Genomic DNA, 18,750 nt, shown 5'->3' on the forward strand with positions numbered 1-18,750 from the left:
AATTACGACTGCTCCGCTAGGATGCGCTGTACAGGCTTAAAGCTTTTTCGATGATGCGGCGTAACACCATGCTCGGCCAATGCTGCAAAATGCGCTTTGGTCGGATAACCTTTGTGACCAGCAAAACCAAACTCTGGATATTGTGCATCTAGTTCAATCATTTCATTATCACGCGTCACTTTAGCCAAAATAGACGCGGCACTGATCTCGGCTACTAAGCTATCCCCTTTGACCACGGCTTGTGCAGGAACTGAAATATCAGGTAGGCGATTGCCATCGACAAACACAAACTCAGCAGGGATTTTTAAACCTTCTACCGCACGTTTCATCGCCAACATAGTTGCGTGTAAAATATTCAGCTCATCGATCTCTTCGACAGTTGCGCGAGCAATACAGTAACACAGTGCCTTTTCTTTGATTTCCTCAGCAAGCGCGTTGCGTTTCTTTTCAGAGAGTTTTTTAGAGTCTGTTAGTCCTTCAATTGGTTTGGACGGATCTAAAATAACTGCGGCGGTTACCACATCACCAACAAGAGGGCCACGCCCAACTTCGTCTACACCCGCAATATGATTAACTTCTGGACGCTCAATCTGCATCTATAACCTCCGCAACAGCAACCGCTGCTTGTTCACTGGCATTCAAACGAATGTCTTTATGTATTTCATAAAAGCGCTCTATCAAGGCTGAGTTATCCCCTCTTAATAACGGCAATAGCGCATCTGTTAGCGCATCAGGGTTACAATCATCTTGTAAAAACTCAGCAACAAGCGGCGCATCAGCCAACAAATTAGGCAGTGAAAAGTGTTTAATGTTAAACGTGAAAAATGTGCTGAATATTTTGTAGCTGAGGGTTTTAAGGCGATAGCCAACCACCATTGGCTTTTTATACAGCATAGCTTCTAGGGTAGCAGTACCCGACGCCAATAACACCGCATCAGCAGCACTCATCGCCAATGAAGACTTGCCATCTAATAAGATGGGTCTCAGCTCTGGCGCGACTTTATTCAGTATTTGGGAAAATTGCTTTTGACGCTTTTCATTCACCAAAGGAACGACAATTTTTAAGTCTGGAATTTTATCTACCAACTGTTTTGCAGTCAGTAAATAGGTCTCACTCAATAGCCCTACTTCTGAGCCTCGACTCCCTGGAAGCAGCGCCAGCACCGTATCTGATTCACCTAACCCAATTTCACGCCTTGCAGCCAATGTATCTGATTCAAGTGGAATTTCATCCGCTAATGTATGACCCACAAATGTACACGGTACTTCATATTTGTCATAAAATGCTTTCTCAAATGGAAGTAGCGACAAAACCAAATTGGTTGCTTCTGCAATAGTATGGATGCGTTTTGGGCGCCAGGCCCACACGGACGGGCTCACGTATTGAACAGTTTTAATACCTGCAGCCTTGAGCGGCTTCTCGACGCGAAGATTAAAATCAGGTGCATCAACACCAATAAAAACGTCTGGTGGGTTGTCGATAAAGTAATTTACCAGCTCTTTGCGGATCTTAAGCAACCTAGGGAGGCGGCCGAGCACTTCCACAAGTCCCATAACTGCCAACTCTTCCATATCAAATAGGCTTTGGCAGCCTTGCGCTTGCATTTTAGGGCCCGCGATACCGACAAATTGAGCATTGGGAAAGCGCTTTTTTAACGCCTTAATAAGGCCTGCGCCAAGGATATCGCCAGATAACTCGCCTGCGACGATCCCGACGGTGATTAATTTTTCGTTTGCCATTTTTGTTCTTCTAGAAAATAAAAAACGCCATACTAAGTATGGCGTTATTATATCAGAACCAGCTCTTTGTTATCTGATAAATTACAATAAGGCGACAAAGAGCGCGCTTGGATTAGCGAACTAGTCCGCGTTCTGATGTCGCAATAAAGTCAAGCATTTGCTGAACAGCAGGAAATTGCTTTGCCTCATCTTGTAATGCAGCGACAGCTTCATCCAATTTAAGTCCTTTGCGGAACAAAGCTTTGTATGCTCTGCGAGTTGCCATTACTTCGTCAGACTCAAAACCTCTTCGTTTTAAGCCCTCGGTGTTAATAGCAACAGGTCTTGCTGGTGTGCCTGTAGTCGTTACAAAAGGCGGGACATCTTGATTGACCCCTGAGTACATACCAACAAAGGCATGAGCACCCACTTTACAGAATTGGTGTACACCAGAGTTACCCGCAAGAATAACCCAATCACCAATATGAACATGACCAGCAACACTTGCGTTGTTCGCAAAAATTACGTTACTACCGATGACAGCATCATGTGCTACATGGGTATACGCCATGAATAAGTTGTTACTACCAATGATGGTCACACCTTGATCTTGGATAGTGCCACGGTGGATCGTTGCACACTCTCTGATCACATTGTTGTCACCAATAATCAATTTGGTTGGTTCATCCTTGTACTTTTTATCTTGACAGGCTTCGCCTACCGAAGCGAATTGGAAAATATGGTTTCCTGAACCTATCTCACTTGGGCCTTTAATTACGACGTGCGATTCTATTTTACAGTCGTCACCGATAACGACATCATTACCGATATAACTGTAAGGTCCAACCGAGACATTGTTTCCTAATTTAGCGCCAGGCTCAATAATTGCAGTAGGATGGATCACGCTTAAAACTCTCTTCTAGCACACATAATTTCAGCACTACACACAACATTGCCGTCAACTTTCGCCTCAGCTGAAAACTTCCAGATGTTGCGGCGCTCTTTAACAAACTGTACGTGTAAATGCATCGTATCACCAGGAACAACTGGCTGCTTAAATCTAGCGTTGTCGATGGCTGCAAATAAGTATAGCTCATTATCACTGCGGTTCTCGACAGTCTTAAAACCGAGTAGACCCGTTGCCTGAGCAAGTGCTTCTAAGATCATTACGCCTGGGAAAATCGGTTGATCAGGGAAGTGGCCGGTAAAGATTGGCTCATTTGCCGTCACATTTTTTACTGCGTGTAAATACTCTCCGGGCTTATGATCGACAACCTTATCCACTAGTAGCATAGGGTAACGATGAGGAAGTAACTTCAAGATTTCTTGAATATCAAAGCTGTTTAATTCGTTGGCCAAAATAGTACCTTTTATTTATCCGTATGTTGTAACTGCTCGGTAAGATTCTCGAGAGCTTTAATGCGCGCTTTAAAATCAGAAAGATTACGCAAATGGGCAATACTCTTGCGCCACTCTTTGTTGGTGGTATGTGGCATACCTGATGAGTACACTCCAGGCTTAGTGATGCCTTTAGTAACCATACTCATACCAGTAATCACAACGCCATCGCACACCTCGTTATGGCCGTTAATAGCTACCATGCCGCCGATTTGGCAGTACTTACCGATTTTTACGCTTCCGGCAAGTACCGTACAACCCGCTATTGCAGTGCCATAACCAACTTCAACGTTGTGTGCAATTTGAATTTGATTGTCGAGAATGACATTATCGTGAATGATTGTATTGTCAATCGCCCCTCGGTCAATTGAAGTACACGCACCGACTTCAACGCGATCACCAATGATCACAGTACCAATCTGTGGTATTTTGACCCACTCACCTGATTCATTAGCGTAGCCAAAGCCATCACTGCCAATCACACTGCCTGATTGAAACAAACAATGTTCGCCAATTTCTACTTCATGGTAAACTGTGACGTTGGCCCAGAGCTTCGTGCCAGCGCCAATACGTGCATGCTGTCCAATAAAACTGCCAGCGCCAATTTCAACATCGTCACCAATCACAGCACCAGCTTCTATAACAGCATTTGCGGCAATTTTAACATTGTTGCCTAAAGAGGCACTCTCGTCTATCACGGCACTGCTGTGTATTGAGTTCGCCGCGCTTGGCGTTGTATCCATATATTGCGCAAGTTTTGCATAGGCCACGTACGGGTTATCACAAATGAGTTTGTTACCCGAAAAATAAGCCGCATCTTCCGCCGATAAGATCACAGCGCCAGCTTGCGTTGATTCAAGCTGGCTGCGGTATTTTTTATTTGCCAAAAATGCGATGTCTTGATCTTTCGCATTGAGTAAAGTGGCAATTTTTACAATTGGCTGATCCGCATTCCCCTCAAGGGTTGCTCCTAAATGATCAGCCAGTTGCGACAACGTATAGTGTTTAGTCATTACTTTTTGCTAACTGCTTCAACAATATCATCCGACAGATCGCTAACTTTATCAGGGTTGAAGTAGATTGTCGTTTCTTTTAGTCTAACTTCGTCAAACTTTCCTTTTTTAGCAACATTTTCAATTGCATCTAGGATCAGTTTTTGTATTTTTGCTAACTCTTGGTTTTGACGCTGTTTAATTTCTTGCTCAAGCGGGCGACCTTTCTCAGCAAGTGTTTTTTGCATGCCTTGGATTTTGTTGCGTAGCGCTGTTTTTTGCTCTTCGCTCATTGTCGCACTTTCACGCTTAAACTTTTCAGCTTCAAAACGGATGTCACCTTGTAGTTTTTCAAGTTCTTGGCGACGCTCTGAGAATTCACTTTTCAAAGTTTGTTCAATTTTTGCCATTTGTGGCAACTGCGAGTAAACAGTCTGCATATCAACAATGCCCACTTTATGTGCAAATGCATTGATTGAGTTACCCATTAATAACGCTGCTAAAATACCCATAGCAGAGGTTTTAAAAATCTTTTTCACAATTAAACTCCTTAGAATGTATTACTGATGTTGAAGCTGATGTTCTTAGTATCATCGTCATCTTCTTTCTTCAGCGGATACGCAAAACTAATTAACATTGGTCCCATCGGTGAGATCCATTGAATAGACATACCGGTTGAAACCCTAAAACGGCTTGGATCAGAGAAATCAGACAGTTGATTATACTGATGCTCTGGCAGGTTTGCGTAGCGGTCTACGTCAAACTCAGTATCCCAAACGTTTGCCGCATCGACAAAGAAACTCGTTCTAACAGAACTTGTGTTTTCGTCATCTAGGAATGGTGTCGGCACAATCATTTCAGCACCAAATACGGCTTTCGCATTACCACCAATACGACCAGCTGTAATCAATTGGTCGAACGCTGGATCGCCCCCGATAATGTTACTATCCGAGCCATCTGGGAGAGGAGAACCAATAATAGATTGAGGTCTACGTTGTACCGCAAGTGGTAGTATCGTATTTCGCTCAAAACCTCTCAATTCCATCTCAGTGATACGATAGAACTCTTGGAACGGAAGAACTTGATCAAAGCCATTTTCCGAACCGTAACCATTACCATATGCCAATGATGCTCTGGTTGAGAACACCCAACGGTGATCATTACTCACAGGCCAATAAAAACGCGAATCGTAACTTAATTTAAAGTAATTTAAATCAGAGTTTGGCGTCGTAATATTAAAGTTGGCATTTTGACGAGAGCCATCTGTTGGGAACATACCACGGTTTACTGTAATACGTGACCAGCCAATCCCTAACTCATACTTAGTGAAATCATACCCACCATCTGGGTCATTTGGATCTTGGAAGGTTAGTCTGAGAACTCGAGTCTGTTCATAATCAGCGATTCGGTCAAGTTCTTCTTCAACCCAACGGAAACTAAAGTTCAAACGGTTAACCGGGTTAATTGGAATACCAAAATGCGTACCAATACCGTAACTACGAGAGTCGTAATCAATTAGACCAATTTCAGAACCATCAAACTTACTGAAGAAGACACTACTACCTTGAGAAATACCATCAGGCGTGAAATATGGATCTGTGTACGATACGCTATAGCGTGTAGACGCCTTTGACGTATTGACGTTAAACGCGACTTGGTCACCAGAGCCTAAAAAGTTTGACTCACTCACACCGACATTAAACTGTAAGCCCGCATAAGAACCGTACGCAACACCTGCTTGGAAACTACCAGCAGGTTGTTCTTTAACGTTAAAATCTACATCTACTTGATCGTCCACACCAGGGATTGGTTTGACTTCAAAATCCACGGTCTCCATGTACGGTAGACGTTGAATTTGCAGTTTAGAACGCTCAAGGCTTTGATTAGATAGCCACGCACCTTCAAGTTGTGTCATTTCTCTTCGAACAACGTGATCGGCTGTACTTTGGTTACCATTGACAAGAATACGACGAACATAAACACGCTTGCCCGGATCTACGGATAAGGTTAAATGCACTTCTTTGTTTTCATCATCAATATCTGGAATTGTACGTACTTCAGCATTGGCATAACCAAAGCGTGCTAAGTAACCCTTGATGAATTCTTCTGATGAAGTAACCAATGAACCGTTATATAGCTCACCAGACTTTAACGGAATGACGCTTTCTATCAACTCTTCACGTCCAAGTAAATCACCGATAAAGTCAAACCCTTTAACCGTGTACTTTTCACCTTCTGAGATGTTTGCGGTCACGTAAACTGACTCGCGCTCAGGGCTAACAGAAACTTGCGTTGAGTCGATATTAAATCTCAAATAGCCTCGATCAAGATAGTAGCTACGGATTTTCTCCAAATCGCCTTCAATCGTTTGCTTTTGATAACGATCGCTAGATAAGAACTTCCACCAAGGCAAATCTTGCTGAGACTCCACTAATCGAAGTAATTGCTCGTCAGAGAATAACTCATTACCAACAAGGTTAATCTGACGCACAGAAGCTGCATCGCCTTCATCAAACTCAAACTTAAGCTTAACTCGGTTACGTGGCAACTCGACGATGCTTACTTCCATTTTTGCATTGTATTTACCAATACTATGGAAGAACTCGATAAGACCTTTTTCAATCCCGTCGATAACCGTTCTATCTAGAGTTTCACCTGTTCGAATGTCTTTACCATCCAAACTTTCCTGCAACTGTTCATCTTTTATGTCTTTGTTGCCGTCAAATTCAATTGAAGCGATGGTTGGACGCTCTTTCACCTTGAAAACAATTTGATTACCATCACGGTAAGCAGAAATATCGTCGAAATGCCCTGATGAAAACAGTGCCTTAATGGTTTTTGAAACCGTATAGTTATCAACTTCATCACCAACGTTAATTGGAATATGAGTCAAGGCTGCACCTAGTGCAACACGTTGTAACCCTTCAACTTTTAAATCTTCTACGATAAAGGAGTTTTGCCCTAGAGCAGCAAAACTAGCGCCAAGTAAACTCGTTACAGCTAAATGTTTTTTTATAGGCATTTTGTTATCTTTATCCTTTACAGCTTACGGCGAACTACGCGCCACGTGCGCTACCGCCCTTATTCTAAGAGCCTAGAGCCTCGATACATCATTAAACAGTGCAAAACAGGTCAGTGCCAGCAACATCATTGCTCCCAGCTTATAACCTAACTCTTGTGTCTTTTCAGAGACCGGTTTTTTTCGAATTAGTTCAATTAAGTAATACATCAAATGTCCGCCATCCAACATCGGCAGCGGTAAAAGGTTAAAAACCCCTAAGTTGACGCTTATCAGAGCTAGAAAGCTCAAAAAGGCAACTAATCCATAACTAACACTGTCACCAGCCCCTACTGCAATTCCAACAGGCCCACTGATATTTTTCACAGAGACTTGGCCTGTGATCAGGTTGCCTATCATATCGAAGCTCAGCATGGTCAGGGCATAGGTTTTCTGAACGCCAAGCACGATACTATCGAACACACCATACTGTCTAGTCTCAATGTACCCTGAAGGCCAACTTTTCTGTCTAGGTACAACCCCTAAATACCCAATGGATGTTCCCTGCGAAGTTTCACGGGCATCTGGTGTAATATTCAACGTTACTGTCTGATTGTCTCTCAGTACAGTGAGCACACTTTGTTTGTTGGGTGATAACTGGACTAGCTCGACAAATTGTGACCAACTAGAAACCTGCTCTTGGTTAAACGATACAACCACATCGCCAACTTGCACGCCCGCTTTTTGAGCAGCTGAGTGTTCTGCTACCAATGCTAGCTCTGTTGTAATATCAGGCCGATATGGCGTTATACCGATTGACGTCAATGGCGCTACATCCCGCTCATCTAGCTTCCAACCATCGACATTGAGTGCTCTTATCGCAATTTGGCCTTGTTTGTCTGTCACCTTAATATCTAAGCGCTGCTCACCGAGGCTTGATATCACTGCAAAGTTTACATCTTGCCAAGAGGTGACTTCTTCGTCTGCGATACGTTTGATGACATCTCCCGGTTGCACTCCTGCTTGATAGGCAATTGAGTTTGGTACAATAGTACCGACCACAGGCTTTATATTCTGTACGCCGATGATATACATTATTGCTAACGCAAATATTGCAAACAAGAAATTAGCCAATGGTCCAGCAACGGCAACCGCCATTCTGGCGTAGACGGACTTACTATCTAAGGTGCGCGTTCGGTCATGTTCTGCCACATCATCCACGCGAGAGTCCAACATTCTGACATAACCACCTAAGGGGATCACTGAAATGGCGTATTCTGTGCCGAGTTTGTCGTACCAAGTGATAAGAGGCTTACCAAAGCCTATTGAGAAACGCAGAACTTTCACACCGGCTTTTCTGGCAACCCAAAAGTGTCCATATTCATGTACTGCGACTAAAATACTGAGCGCAACAACGAAAGAACCAAGATTCCAGAAAAAATCAATCATTAGCGCATCTGCCTCATAACAAGTTCATTAGCACATCTGCGAGCTTCTGAGTCTGCGTCCATGATCTCCTCCAATGAGTTCACTTCACTCAGTGCACTCATTGACAAAACTTGCTCATTCACTTTGAAAATATCCATAAAGCCAATTTGGTTTTTCAAAAACGCTGCCACTGACACTTCATTCGCGGCATTGAGCGTAGTCGTGGCGGCTTGGCCTAGACGACACGCTTCTATTGCTAATTTTAAATTTGGATAGCGAGCGTAGTCTGGCTCGGTAAACGTAAAATCTCTCATGTCAGAAAAATCGAGAGGCTTTACACCCGCATCAATGCGCTCAGGGTAAGCTAACCCGTATGCAATAGGTGTTCGCATATCTGGTTGTCCCATTTGAGCGATAACAGAACCATCTTGATACTGTACCATTGAGTGGATCATGCTCTGCGGGTGGATCACGACCTCTATATCATCAGCCTGACAATCAAATAACCACTTGGCTTCGATAAACTCAAGGCCCTTATTCATCATCGTAGCAGAATCAACGGAGATTTTTTGGCCCATAGACCAATTCGGGTGAGCGACGGCTTCTGCAACCGTAACAGCATCTAGCGTTTTTATATCGCGGTTTAAGAAAGGTCCACCAGATCCCGTTAAGAGTATTTTTCGTATCCCCAAAGGCGCAAAGTTGGTTTGAATACCTTGTTGCATTTGACGAGGCATGCATTGAAATATTGCGTTGTGCTCACTGTCTATCGGCAGTAGTGTCGCACCGTGGCGCTTCACTTTATCCATAAACAACTTGCCAGACATGACCAATGACTCTTTGTTGGCCAGTAATACTTTTTTGCCAGCCTCGACCGCAGCTAATGTCGGCAGTAGCCCCGCAGCGCCAACAATGGCAGACATCACAATATCTACATCACTGTGCGCTGAAACGTCGCACATGGCTTGGGTGCCGCTAAGGACTTCTGTGTCTACATCCTGCAAGCGCGTTCTCAAAGACCGAGCTGCGGCTTCGTCATGCATAACCACATATTTAGGTTTGTGGAGTATGACTTGTTGGTGAACCACATCGACGTTTTTACCGGCAACAAGAGCAAAAACATTAAAGCGTTCTTTGTTTCGGCTGATTACATCTAAGGTTGATGTACCGATAGAGCCACTAGAACCGAGTATAACTACTTGCTCAGTCACTGACTTTACTGCGCTCATAACGTCACCGTCCACGCATAAAGTAACGCGAATATAGGTGCCGCAGCTGTCAGGCTATCTATGCGATCTAAAATTCCGCCGTGACCAGGCAAGCAACTTCCTGAGTCTTTCAACCCTGCTTCTCGTTTAAACATACTCTCAAGCAGATCACCAATCGCCGAAAATAGCGCAATAACGACCGTCAATAAACCGTACATTAACCAGTGTTTGTGTCCAACGTCTGCGCAAAAACAAAAAATTAAAACAAACACAACAGCCGTAAGCAGCCCACCAATAAGCCCTTCGATTGTTTTGTTCGGGCTCACATTTGGCATAAGCTTTCTCTTACCGAGATTTTTACCGGCAAAATAAGCACCAATATCTGCACTCCAAACAATGCCCAGCACGACCATAATTAACACTGAACCAAACTGTTCAGACGAATGGTATTCTGCGCTTCTTAGGACATTCAAAGCTAGCCATAAAGGGATGAGCGTTAAAAAGCCTGCGATCCCAGGCATAACCATCCCTTGGCTCCAAGACTTAGCCATTTTTGGATATCGCAGTACAAGCAGCGTCGCAACAATCCACCACGCCGCTGCAAGCGTAAATATATAATTGGCATCTGCGACTAACTTTTTCCCTTGCCAAAGACTTTCAATTGGCCAGTGAAAGTGCAATGTCGCAATCAATACACCCGTCACAGCAACATAGGCCAACCGATACAGTGGCTTGGTGATACCCATTAACGACGCCCATTCCCAGGCACCTAGTAACACAATTGATGCGGCTATCACACTAAATAGGTTCAGTGGGGTATAAAATACTAAAATTAGCGCCAGCGGTGCGAGCACAGCTGACGTCATAATGCGTTGTTTTAACAAACTGTATACCTTTAACTTGTTGAATTGCTCTCGGCGAGTAGTTGTTTTATTTGTTCACCTGTGCAACCAAAGCGCCTTTCTCTAGAAATATAGCAAGCGATAGCTTCTGAGAAAGCTTCTTCGTCAAAATCAGGCCAAAGAGTCTCTGTAAAATACAGCTCTGCGTATGCAGCTTGCCAGAGCAAGAAATTGCTTATCCGGTAATCTCCTCCAGTACGGATGAGAAGGTCTAGTGGGCTTTGATCAGCCATAGTTAGCTGTTTTGATAAAGCTTCTTCAGTGATATCAGCTACATCCAGCTCGCCACTTTTTACTTGTGATGCTAAAGATTGAGCTGCCGTGATGATATCCCATCGGCCTCCATAGTTTGCAGCGATATTTAATTGCAAGCCAGAATTCTCGGCAGTTAATGCATGAGCGCTGTGTACTTTATCTTGCAAGCTTTGAGGAAACTTTGATATATCGCCAATAATATTCAGTTTTACATTATTTTTATGTAACTTTTTTACTTCTTTACTCAAGACGAAAAGGAATAATTCCATCAAGGTACTGACTTCATCCTCAGGTCTACGCCAGTTTTCACTGCTAAATGCGAACAGAGTTAAAGACTCTATGCCTAATTTAGAGCAAAACTGTACAGCGCTGCGAACAGAGTCTACACCCTTTTTATGACCATAAGCTCTTGGGCGTTTACGGGCTTGAGCCCAACGTCCATTGCCATCCATAATTATGGCAACATGCTTTGGTAGTGATTGTTGAGAAATCGCGTCAGCGTTTAAAACCATAGTACTATTTTAAATAAAAAAAACGCCGCCTAGTATAGCGCAGTCGTCGCTGCAAACCTAATAAAATTCTTTATCTTCAAATTACAAAAAAACTGCTGAAATTTTACACCGAAACTTTATGAGTATGTAAATATCCTAAATCCGCAATAATTTTTACCTCTGAACAAGAAAAAAGCCGCTATAAAGCGGCTCTTCGTTTAAAGCTTTGGTGGCTGGAATTAGATTTCCATCAGCTCAGCTTCTTTTGCACTTAACTGTGTGTCCATTTCTTTAATGTGCGCATCTGTGATCTTTTGGATTTGATCTTCAGCTTGGCGCGCTTCATCTTCAGAAATTTCTTTGTCTTTTAGTAGTGCTTTGATGTCACCATTCGCATCGCGGCGAATGTTACGCACTGCTACGCGGCCGCCTTCTACTTCGCCACGAACAATTTTGATTAAGTCTTTACGACGTTCTTCTGTAAGTGGAGGAAGCGGTACACGAATAACAGTGCCAGCTGACATTGGGTTTAGACCCAAATCAGAAGCCATAATCGCTTTTTCAACCGCTTGCGCTAATGACTTATCGAAGACATTGATAGCAAGTGTACGAGAATCTTCGACAGTTACGTTCGCAACCTGGTTAAGTGGCGTATCAGCGCCATAGTATGAAACTGAAATACCATCAAGTAGTGCTGGGTGAGCACGACCAGTGCGAATTTTAGATAGTTGGCTAGCTAGCGCTGCCACACTTTTTTTCATGCGCTCTTGAGCGTCTTTTTGGATATCATTAATCACAGTTGCAATCCTATTTTTACTGTTCCAACCTCTAGCTAAATCACGCTATTTAGGCTGGGTTATTCTAAGAGAATGGGGCCTCAAGCCCCATTCTCAATTGCTGTTTATTCCGCTGCTTTTTTCGACGTGATCAGGGTACCTTCATCTTCACCCATGATGACACGCTTCAAAGCACCTGGCTTGTTCATGTTAAATACGCTTAACGGCATATTGTGGTCACGAGCCAAAGTGAATGCAGCTAAATCCATTACTTTTAGTTCTTTATCAATTATTTCGTCATGAGTCAGCTGGCTATACAAAGTTGCTTCAGGGTTTTTAACAGGATCATCACTGTAAACACCGTCTACTTTCGTTGCTTTGATTACTGTGTCAGCTTCAATTTCAATACCGCGTAAACACGCAGCTGAATCAGTGGTAAAGAATGGGTTGCCGGTACCTGCTGAAAAGATAACAACACGGCCTGATTTTAACAAGCTAATTGCCTCAGCCCAATTGTACGCATCACACACACCATTTAGTGGAATTGCAGACATCAAACGGGCATTAACGAACGCTCTGTGCAATGCATCGCGCATCGCCAAGCCATTCATCACTGTCGCTAACATGCCCATATGGTCACCAACAACACGGTTCATACCCGCTTCCGCTAATGATCCGCCGCGTAAAAAGTTACCGCCGCCGATAACCAAACCCACTTCTACGTCGAGTTCTACAAGCTCTTTGATTTCTTGCGCCATACGATCCAATACTTTTGGATCAATACCAAAGCCTTCATCTCCCATTAAAGCTTCACCGCTTAATTTAAGAAGAACGCGTCTAAAAACAGGTTTTCGATTGATAGTCATAATTTCCGGGCCAAGTTAAAATTGAGACAAAAAATAACCGCGCTTATGATAGACATAAATGCGCGGTTATTTTAGAGAATTTTCTTCATTGACGCAAAAGCAAATCAACACTTTTATGTCAATAAGATTATTCTATTGCGATTATTCGCCTTTTGCAGCAGCGATCTGTGCAGCAACTTCAGCAGCGAAGTCTTCTTCTTTCTTCTCGATACCTTCACCAACTTCTAGGCGAATGAATGAAGAAACAGTAGCACCTTTCTCTTTAAGGTACTCACCTACAGACTTCTTAGGCTCCATGATGAAAGCTTGACCAGTAAGAGAAATCTCACCAGTGAACTTCTTCATGCGGCCAACAACCATTTTTTCTGCGATTTCAGCAGGCTTGCCTTCGTTCATAGCGATTTCAACCTGAACCGCTTTTTCTTTCTCTACAACGTCAGCTGGTACGTCTTCTGGGTTTAGGTAGTCAGGCTTAGAAGCAGCAACGTGCATTGCAACGTGCTTAAGAGTTTCTTCGTCAGCATCACCAGTTACAACAACACCGATACGGTCGCCGTGACGGTATGCAGATAGCTTGTCACCATCGATGTACTCAACGCGACGAACGTTGATGTTTTCACCGATTTTAGCAACTAGAGCAACACGTGTTTCTTCGAACTTTGCTTGAAGGTCAGCAATTGTCGCTTTAGTAGCAACAGCGTCGTCAAGAACAGTGTTAGCGAAACCTAGGAAGTTTTCGTCTTTAGCAACGAAGTCAGTTTGACAGTTAACTTCAAGAAGTGCAGCGAAGCCTTCGCCTTGCTTGATAAGGATTGTACCTTCAGCAGCGATGTTACCTGCTTTTTTAGCAGCTTTAGCAGCACCACTTTTACGCATGTTTTCGATCGCTAGATCGATGTCACCGTTAGTTTCAGTTAGTGCTTTTTTACAATCCATCATGCCAGCGCCAGTACGCTCGCGAAGTTCTTTAACTAGGGCAGCAGTTACAGCCATTAGAATATCCTCAATTCTGAATTCGGTTTTTTGATAAGCGAATTACCGCTTGTAAAGAATATCAAGCCTTCATCACATTTGGATGAAGACTTGATGACAGCTAATTACTCAGCTTCTACGAAATCGTCGTTTTCTGCTTGAGCAACGATGTTGCTTTCACGACCTTCAGTGATAGCAGTTGCAACAGCTTTAGTGTAAAGCTGGATTGCGCGGATCGCATCGTCGTTACCTGGGATGATGAAGTCAACACCATCTGGGTTTGAGTTAGTATCAACAACAGATACTACTGGAATACCTAGGTTGTTAGCTTCGCGGATAGCGATGTGCTCGTGGTCAGCATCGATTACGAAGATAGCGTCAGGTAGACCGCCCATATCTTTGATACCGCCAAGGCTCTTCTCAAGCTTTTCCATTTCACGCGTTTTCATTAGCGCTTCTTTCTTAGTAAGCTTCTCGAAAGTACCGTCTTGGCTTTGAGTCTCAAGGTCTTTAAGACGCTTGATTGATTGACGAACTGTTTTCCAGTTAGTCAACATACCACCTAACCAACGGTGATTTACGTAGAACTGCTCACTTGAGATAGCTGCTTCTTTAACTGCTTCACCAGCTGCGCGCTTAGTACCAACGAAAAGGATTTTACCTTTGTTAGATGCAACGTTTGATAAAAACTTAAGTGCATCGTTGAAAAGTGGAACTGTCTTTTCTAGGTTGATGATGTGAACGCGGTTACGTGCACCGAAGATGAACGGCTTCATCTTAGGGTTCCAGTAACGTGCTTGGTGACCGAAGTGAACACCAGCTTGAAGCATATCGCGCATTGAAACGTTTGCCATTGTATTTTCCTCTATTTTAGTAGGGTTAGGCCTCCACATATCCCATAGCACCAACATGCTTATTGCGTATCTTTAACCGATACAAACATGCACCCAAGTGTATGTGTCGATATGTGTGTGTGTTAAAATTAAATTTTGCTTGTCTTAAGTACAAACAACCTCTAGATCAAATCTAGAAGATTTATTTGTAAAAAGACGGCGCGCTTTATACCATATAAAATAAATTAACTCAATGATGAGAACAAAAATTGCTCGTCATTGCTTTGTGAAAATTATGACTTGGAGTCTCAATGAGTGCAGTGATTAAAACCCCTGAAGAAATCGAAAAAATGCGTGTTGCCGGTAGGTTAGCGGCTGAAGTATTGGAAATGATCGAAGAGTATGTGAAGCCTGGGGTTACCACAGACGAATTAAACACAATTTGTCATAATTACATTGTGGATGTTCAAGGTTGCATTCCGGCGCCACTCAATTATCACGGATTTCCAAAGTCAATTTGTACCTCAGTTAACCATGTAATCTGTCACGGTATCCCAAATGAAAAGCCACTTAAAGAAGGCGACATTATCAATATTGATGTCACAGTCATCAAAGATGGTTACCATGGCGATACGTCAAAAATGTTCTACGTTGGCAAGCCAAGCATTCAAGGCAAGCGCCTAAGCGAAATCACTCAAGAGTCTCTTTACCTTGCTATTAAAATGGTAAAACCGGGTGTACGTCTTGGTGACATCGGTGCCGCAATTCAAAAATATGCTGAAGGTTTCAATTATTCAATCGTTCGTGAATATTGCGGTCACGGTATTGGCGCACAATTTCACGAAGACCCGCAAGTCATGCACTATGGTAAACCAGGTACAGGCGAAACCTTAAAAGCAGGTATGTGTTTAACAATCGAGCCTATGGTTAATGCTGGTAAACGCCAGTGTAAACTGCTCAAAGATGACTGGACAGTCGTAACTAAAGATCGCAGTCTATCCGCACAGTGGGAACACACCTTGTTGGTTACAGACAACGGTGTTGAAATCCTAACTCACCGTAAAGACGACACCATAGATCGTATTATTGAGCACGGATAATACAATTGTAGCTGCTTGCAAGGTCAAGCAGCTACCTACACAGCAACGGTCTAAAAATTGGCATAATTTTAGGTAAAAATTACGCAATTAGATGACTTCTGAAATAAAACCAATAAAAACGCGCGCTCCCTGCTTCAAGTCATTCCAATATACAAGTAAACTGACTTTATCTCGTGTTCCAAGGATATCTCGTGGCGTTACCCAATAAAGTAAAGTTGCTGCTCGAACAAGCAGAACAGCTCAATGATTACAAAGGCTGCCTGACCTATTTTTATAAGTGGCTAAATAATCAGTTTTCAAAACAACCTGTTAGATTACTCATCAACGCTCGCTCTGAATTTATCGACACCCTGCTTAAGGAACTGTTTGTTCAAACTGGATTGTCTAAATTCCCTCAATTGGCATTGATTGGCATTGGTGGATACGGGCGTGGTGAACTCCACCCATTTTCAGATATTGACTTTCTGTTGCTTACAGATGGCGAACCCAGTGAAGAATTGCGACATGCATTAGAAGTGTTTGTTACTTATTTGTGGGATCTAAACCTCGATATCGGTCACAGTGTACGAACCCATGAGCAAGTCTTGGAGCAAAAACGTAAAGATGTTCACTTTACCACCAGCTTGCTTGAAAGCAGACTTATTTGCGGTAACCTTGTTGAGTTCGAACGGTTAAAAAGTCACATCGTCAAGACACCAATTTGGCGCTCAGACGACTTTTTTATCGCCAAAGTTAAAGAGCAAAAGTTACGACGAAAAAAATGCCACGGTACCGCCTATAACCTCGAGCCAAATATTAAAGAAAACCCTGGTGGACTCAGAGATCTGCAAACCATTTTTTGGGTCGCAAAAAAGCATTTCCACGCAGAAACGCTTGAGGAGCTAATCGGTCACGGTTATTTAACGCACGAAGAATATCAAGAGCTGATGGAATGTCTGGAAAATCTATGGAATATACGCTTTGCTTTACACCTTGCGGCTGGCCGTAGTGAAAACCGTTTGTTATTCGACTACCAACCTCATGCTGCCGAATTGCTGGGCTTTGGCTCAGAAGGCAAACCGTCAGTTGAACGTATGATGAAACGCCTCTTCCGCATCATGAGCCGAGTGCGAGAAATGAATCAAATGCTGCTGGCTTATTTCGAGCAAAGTATTTTGCCGGAACAAGATGCACTTGTTATTACGCCTTTAGATGCGCACTTTGAGCGGATCGGGAACAAAATTCGAGTCAAAGACCCATCAGCCTTCTTTTTGAGAGAAAACCTCTTAGTGCTCTTTGAGCATATTGCTGATAACACTGATATCACCGACATTGATCCAAATACCATACGATCGGTTCGCCAAGTAAGAAGGCGCCTTCTTGGAGATTTGCAAGATTATGCAGCGTGTCGAGATGCATTTATGCGTCTGCTCAAACATCCAAATGGTATGGGTCGCGCTTTCACGCTCATGCACAAGCATGGGATCATTGCAGCCTACCTACCCCAGTGGCGTAGCATTTTCGGTCAAATGCAATTTGATTTATTCCATGCGTACACAGTCGATGAGCACACCCATAAACTGATCAATAACATTCATAAATATCGCGATAAGCAGCTTAACAAGGCGTTTCCAATTTGTGCTGAAATCATGACCCGCATGGATAAGCCTGAACTCCTTTATCTGGCTGGTATTTTCCATGACATTGCCAAAGGTAGAGGTGGTGACCACTCTGAATTAGGCGCTGTCGATGCCAACGCGTTTGCTAGCATGCATAAGTTAACGCCCTCTGACGCTAAGCTGGTCGCTTGGTTGGTAGAGCACCACTTGCTCATGTCTGTGACAGCACAGCGCAAAGATATTAATGACCCTGACGTTATCAATGAATTTGCCTCCAAGGTTAAAAACGAAAGGCAGCTAGATTATCTGTATTGCCTGACCGTTGCAGACATTCGTGCAACCAATGATAATTTGTGGAATGACTGGAAAAACACCCTGTTAAGAGAGCTCTATTTACATGCTCAAAGAGCTTTGAGGCTAGGCCTAGAACACCCAATGGATATGCGTGATCAGATACGAGATAAAAAAGCGCAAGCCATGCAAAGACTGATTGAGTCGGGACATTTAGAAGAAAAAGTAACCAAGCTTTGGTCTCGATTTAAACCCAACTATTTCACTGGCTTTAGTGAAGAACAAATTTCCTGGCAAAGTGAGTACCTACTTTCACTAAATGAGCAGAGTACATCAGGCGTTGCTGTATCTGAAAAACCCATGCATGGCGGTACTCAGGTGTTTGTTTATGCACCATATGAAGCCAGTTTATTTGCCAAGTTAGTTTCAGTGATCGGAAGCAAAAAAGCGCAAATCCAACACGCTCAAGTCATGACTACAAAAGATGGCTATGTGGTCTTTAGTTTCGTTATATTGGAAGTCAATGGCGACGCCATCAGTGGCAGTAGAGCCAAAAACTTACGCCGCGGCCTCGATAGTATTCTCGCAGATCCTAAAAAGAAGATACGCTTAAAGAAAAACCGCTCGCAGCGCTTTAAAGATTTTAATATCAAACCAAAGGTTATTGTCCGTCCACATGCTCGTGATGATAGAAACTTAGTCGAGATTCAGGCTGTGGATATTCAGGGCCTATTAACCAAAATTGCGGAAGTATTGCAGGTTCACAACCTACATATCCACGCCGCGCGGATCACCACAGTGGGCGAACGCGCAGAGGACTTTTTCGTAGTCTCAAATGAACATTATTTAGCCTTGAGTGAAGATGAAAAAACAGCTTTACATCATTCACTTATGAAAAAATTAAACGCCGAATCTGAATAAAC

Annotated in this window: 17 protein-coding genes; 2 read left to right on the forward strand and 15 right to left on the reverse strand. The window is 43.2% G+C overall.

The window, feature by feature from the left end:
- Positions 1 to 2: 2 nt before the first annotated feature.
- The 15 genes from rnhB to rpsB all read right to left on the reverse strand — a co-directional run bounded on the left by rnhB (position 3) and on the right by rpsB (position 14,859).
- Complete coding sequence (rnhB, locus tag MHN81_RS17675) at positions 3 to 596, reverse strand: ribonuclease HII (protein WP_023401864.1); 594 nt, start codon at positions 594 to 596, stop codon at positions 3 to 5.
- A complete protein-coding gene (lpxB, locus tag MHN81_RS17680; RefSeq protein ID WP_239426328.1) occupies positions 586 to 1,740 on the reverse strand; it encodes a lipid-A-disaccharide synthase in 1,155 nt (384 codons plus the stop codon). The genes rnhB and lpxB overlap by 11 nt, the downstream gene beginning before the upstream one ends.
- Positions 1,741 to 1,852: 112 nt before the next feature.
- Positions 1,853 to 2,623 carry an acyl-ACP--UDP-N-acetylglucosamine O-acyltransferase gene (gene lpxA, locus MHN81_RS17685; RefSeq protein ID WP_239426329.1) on the reverse strand — a complete coding sequence of 257 codons (771 nt, stop codon included), beginning with the start codon at positions 2,621 to 2,623 and terminating at the stop codon, positions 1,853 to 1,855.
- A gap of 2 nt (positions 2,624 to 2,625) precedes the next feature.
- Entirely contained in the window at positions 2,626 to 3,078 is a 453-nt protein-coding gene (fabZ, locus tag MHN81_RS17690; protein WP_023401861.1) for a 3-hydroxyacyl-ACP dehydratase FabZ, read from the reverse strand.
- Between the two features lie 11 nt (positions 3,079 to 3,089).
- Positions 3,090 to 4,130 (reverse strand): UDP-3-O-(3-hydroxymyristoyl)glucosamine N-acyltransferase, encoded by a 1,041-nt coding sequence (gene lpxD, locus MHN81_RS17695; protein ID WP_023401860.1) that lies wholly within the window; start codon positions 4,128 to 4,130, stop codon positions 3,090 to 3,092.
- Complete coding sequence (locus MHN81_RS17700; protein WP_023401859.1) at positions 4,130 to 4,648, reverse strand: OmpH family outer membrane protein; 519 nt, start codon at positions 4,646 to 4,648, stop codon at positions 4,130 to 4,132. Before MHN81_RS17700 ends, lpxD begins: the two co-directional genes overlap by 1 nt.
- Positions 4,649 to 4,659: 11 nt before the next feature.
- Positions 4,660 to 7,131 carry an outer membrane protein assembly factor BamA gene (gene bamA, locus MHN81_RS17705; protein WP_023401858.1) on the reverse strand — a complete coding sequence of 824 codons (2,472 nt, stop codon included), beginning with the start codon at positions 7,129 to 7,131 and terminating at the stop codon, positions 4,660 to 4,662.
- A 72-nt stretch (positions 7,132 to 7,203) separates the two neighbouring features.
- Positions 7,204 to 8,556, reverse strand: coding sequence for a sigma E protease regulator RseP (rseP, locus tag MHN81_RS17710; protein ID WP_239426330.1), 1,353 nt, complete (start codon positions 8,554 to 8,556; stop codon positions 7,204 to 7,206).
- Positions 8,556 to 9,764 (reverse strand): 1-deoxy-D-xylulose-5-phosphate reductoisomerase, encoded by a 1,209-nt coding sequence (gene ispC, locus MHN81_RS17715; protein WP_023401856.1) that lies wholly within the window; start codon positions 9,762 to 9,764, stop codon positions 8,556 to 8,558. The genes rseP and ispC overlap by 1 nt, the downstream gene beginning before the upstream one ends.
- On the reverse strand, positions 9,761 to 10,627 hold the full coding sequence (locus tag MHN81_RS17720) for a phosphatidate cytidylyltransferase (RefSeq protein ID WP_036977315.1): 867 nt from the start codon (positions 10,625 to 10,627) through the stop codon (positions 9,761 to 9,763). The genes ispC and MHN81_RS17720 overlap by 4 nt, the downstream gene beginning before the upstream one ends.
- A gap of 11 nt (positions 10,628 to 10,638) precedes the next feature.
- Positions 10,639 to 11,412, reverse strand: coding sequence for an isoprenyl transferase (locus MHN81_RS17725; protein WP_023401854.1), 774 nt, complete (start codon positions 11,410 to 11,412; stop codon positions 10,639 to 10,641).
- 218 nt (positions 11,413 to 11,630) lie between these two features.
- Positions 11,631 to 12,188, reverse strand: coding sequence for a ribosome recycling factor (gene frr, locus MHN81_RS17730; protein WP_023401853.1), 558 nt, complete (start codon positions 12,186 to 12,188; stop codon positions 11,631 to 11,633).
- 104 nt (positions 12,189 to 12,292) lie between these two features.
- Positions 12,293 to 13,033, reverse strand: a complete 741-nt coding sequence (gene pyrH, locus MHN81_RS17735; RefSeq protein ID WP_023401852.1) for a UMP kinase — start codon at positions 13,031 to 13,033, stop codon at positions 12,293 to 12,295.
- A gap of 141 nt (positions 13,034 to 13,174) precedes the next feature.
- Positions 13,175 to 14,026 (reverse strand): translation elongation factor Ts, encoded by an 852-nt coding sequence (gene tsf, locus MHN81_RS17740; RefSeq protein ID WP_023401851.1) that lies wholly within the window; start codon positions 14,024 to 14,026, stop codon positions 13,175 to 13,177.
- A gap of 104 nt (positions 14,027 to 14,130) precedes the next feature.
- A complete protein-coding gene (gene rpsB, locus MHN81_RS17745) occupies positions 14,131 to 14,859 on the reverse strand; it encodes a 30S ribosomal protein S2 (RefSeq protein WP_023401850.1) in 729 nt (242 codons plus the stop codon).
- A 290-nt stretch (positions 14,860 to 15,149) separates the two neighbouring features.
- Here rpsB and map point away from each other — a divergent pair, with 290 nt between their 5' ends.
- The gene (map, locus tag MHN81_RS17750) at positions 15,150 to 15,938 is read left to right on the forward strand and encodes a type I methionyl aminopeptidase (protein WP_023401849.1); all 789 of its coding nucleotides are present in this window, start codon (positions 15,150 to 15,152) and stop codon (positions 15,936 to 15,938) included.
- A 191-nt stretch (positions 15,939 to 16,129) separates the two neighbouring features.
- Positions 16,130 to 18,748 carry a [protein-PII] uridylyltransferase gene (glnD, locus tag MHN81_RS17755; RefSeq protein ID WP_239426331.1) on the forward strand — a complete coding sequence of 873 codons (2,619 nt, stop codon included), beginning with the start codon at positions 16,130 to 16,132 and terminating at the stop codon, positions 18,746 to 18,748.
- The last annotated feature ends 2 nt before the right edge of the window (positions 18,749 to 18,750 follow it).

It is taken from the genome of Pseudoalteromonas sp. Of7M-16 (genome assembly GCF_022347805.1).
Lineage (GTDB): Bacteria > Pseudomonadota > Gammaproteobacteria > Enterobacterales > Alteromonadaceae > Pseudoalteromonas > Pseudoalteromonas luteoviolacea_F.

Excerpts from the sequence above, each read along its gene's own strand:
- rnhB (WP_023401864.1), bottom strand. The coding sequence starts at position 596 with ATGCAGATTGAGCGTCCAGAAGTTAATCATATTGCGGGTGTAGACGAA.
- lpxB (WP_239426328.1), bottom strand. The coding sequence starts at position 1,740 with ATGGCAAACGAAAAATTAATCACCGTCGGGATCGTCGCAGGCGAGTTA.
- lpxD (WP_023401860.1), bottom strand. The coding sequence starts at position 4,130 with ATGACTAAACACTATACGTTGTCGCAACTGGCTGATCATTTAGGAGCA.
- bamA (WP_023401858.1), bottom strand. The coding sequence starts at position 7,131 with ATGCCTATAAAAAAACATTTAGCTGTAACGAGTTTACTTGGCGCTAGT.
- rseP (WP_239426330.1), bottom strand. The coding sequence starts at position 8,556 with ATGATTGATTTTTTCTGGAATCTTGGTTCTTTCGTTGTTGCGCTCAGT.
- ispC (WP_023401856.1), bottom strand. The coding sequence starts at position 9,764 with ATGAGCGCAGTAAAGTCAGTGACTGAGCAAGTAGTTATACTCGGTTCT.
- MHN81_RS17725 (WP_023401854.1), bottom strand. The coding sequence starts at position 11,412 with ATGGTTTTAAACGCTGACGCGATTTCTCAACAATCACTACCAAAGCAT.
- pyrH (WP_023401852.1), bottom strand. The coding sequence starts at position 13,033 with ATGACTATCAATCGAAAACCTGTTTTTAGACGCGTTCTTCTTAAATTA.
- tsf (WP_023401851.1), bottom strand. The coding sequence starts at position 14,026 with ATGGCTGTAACTGCTGCCCTAGTTAAAGAACTTCGCGAGCGTACTGGC.
- rpsB (WP_023401850.1), bottom strand. The coding sequence starts at position 14,859 with ATGGCAAACGTTTCAATGCGCGATATGCTTCAAGCTGGTGTTCACTTC.
- map (WP_023401849.1), top strand. The coding sequence starts at position 15,150 with ATGAGTGCAGTGATTAAAACCCCTGAAGAAATCGAAAAAATGCGTGTT.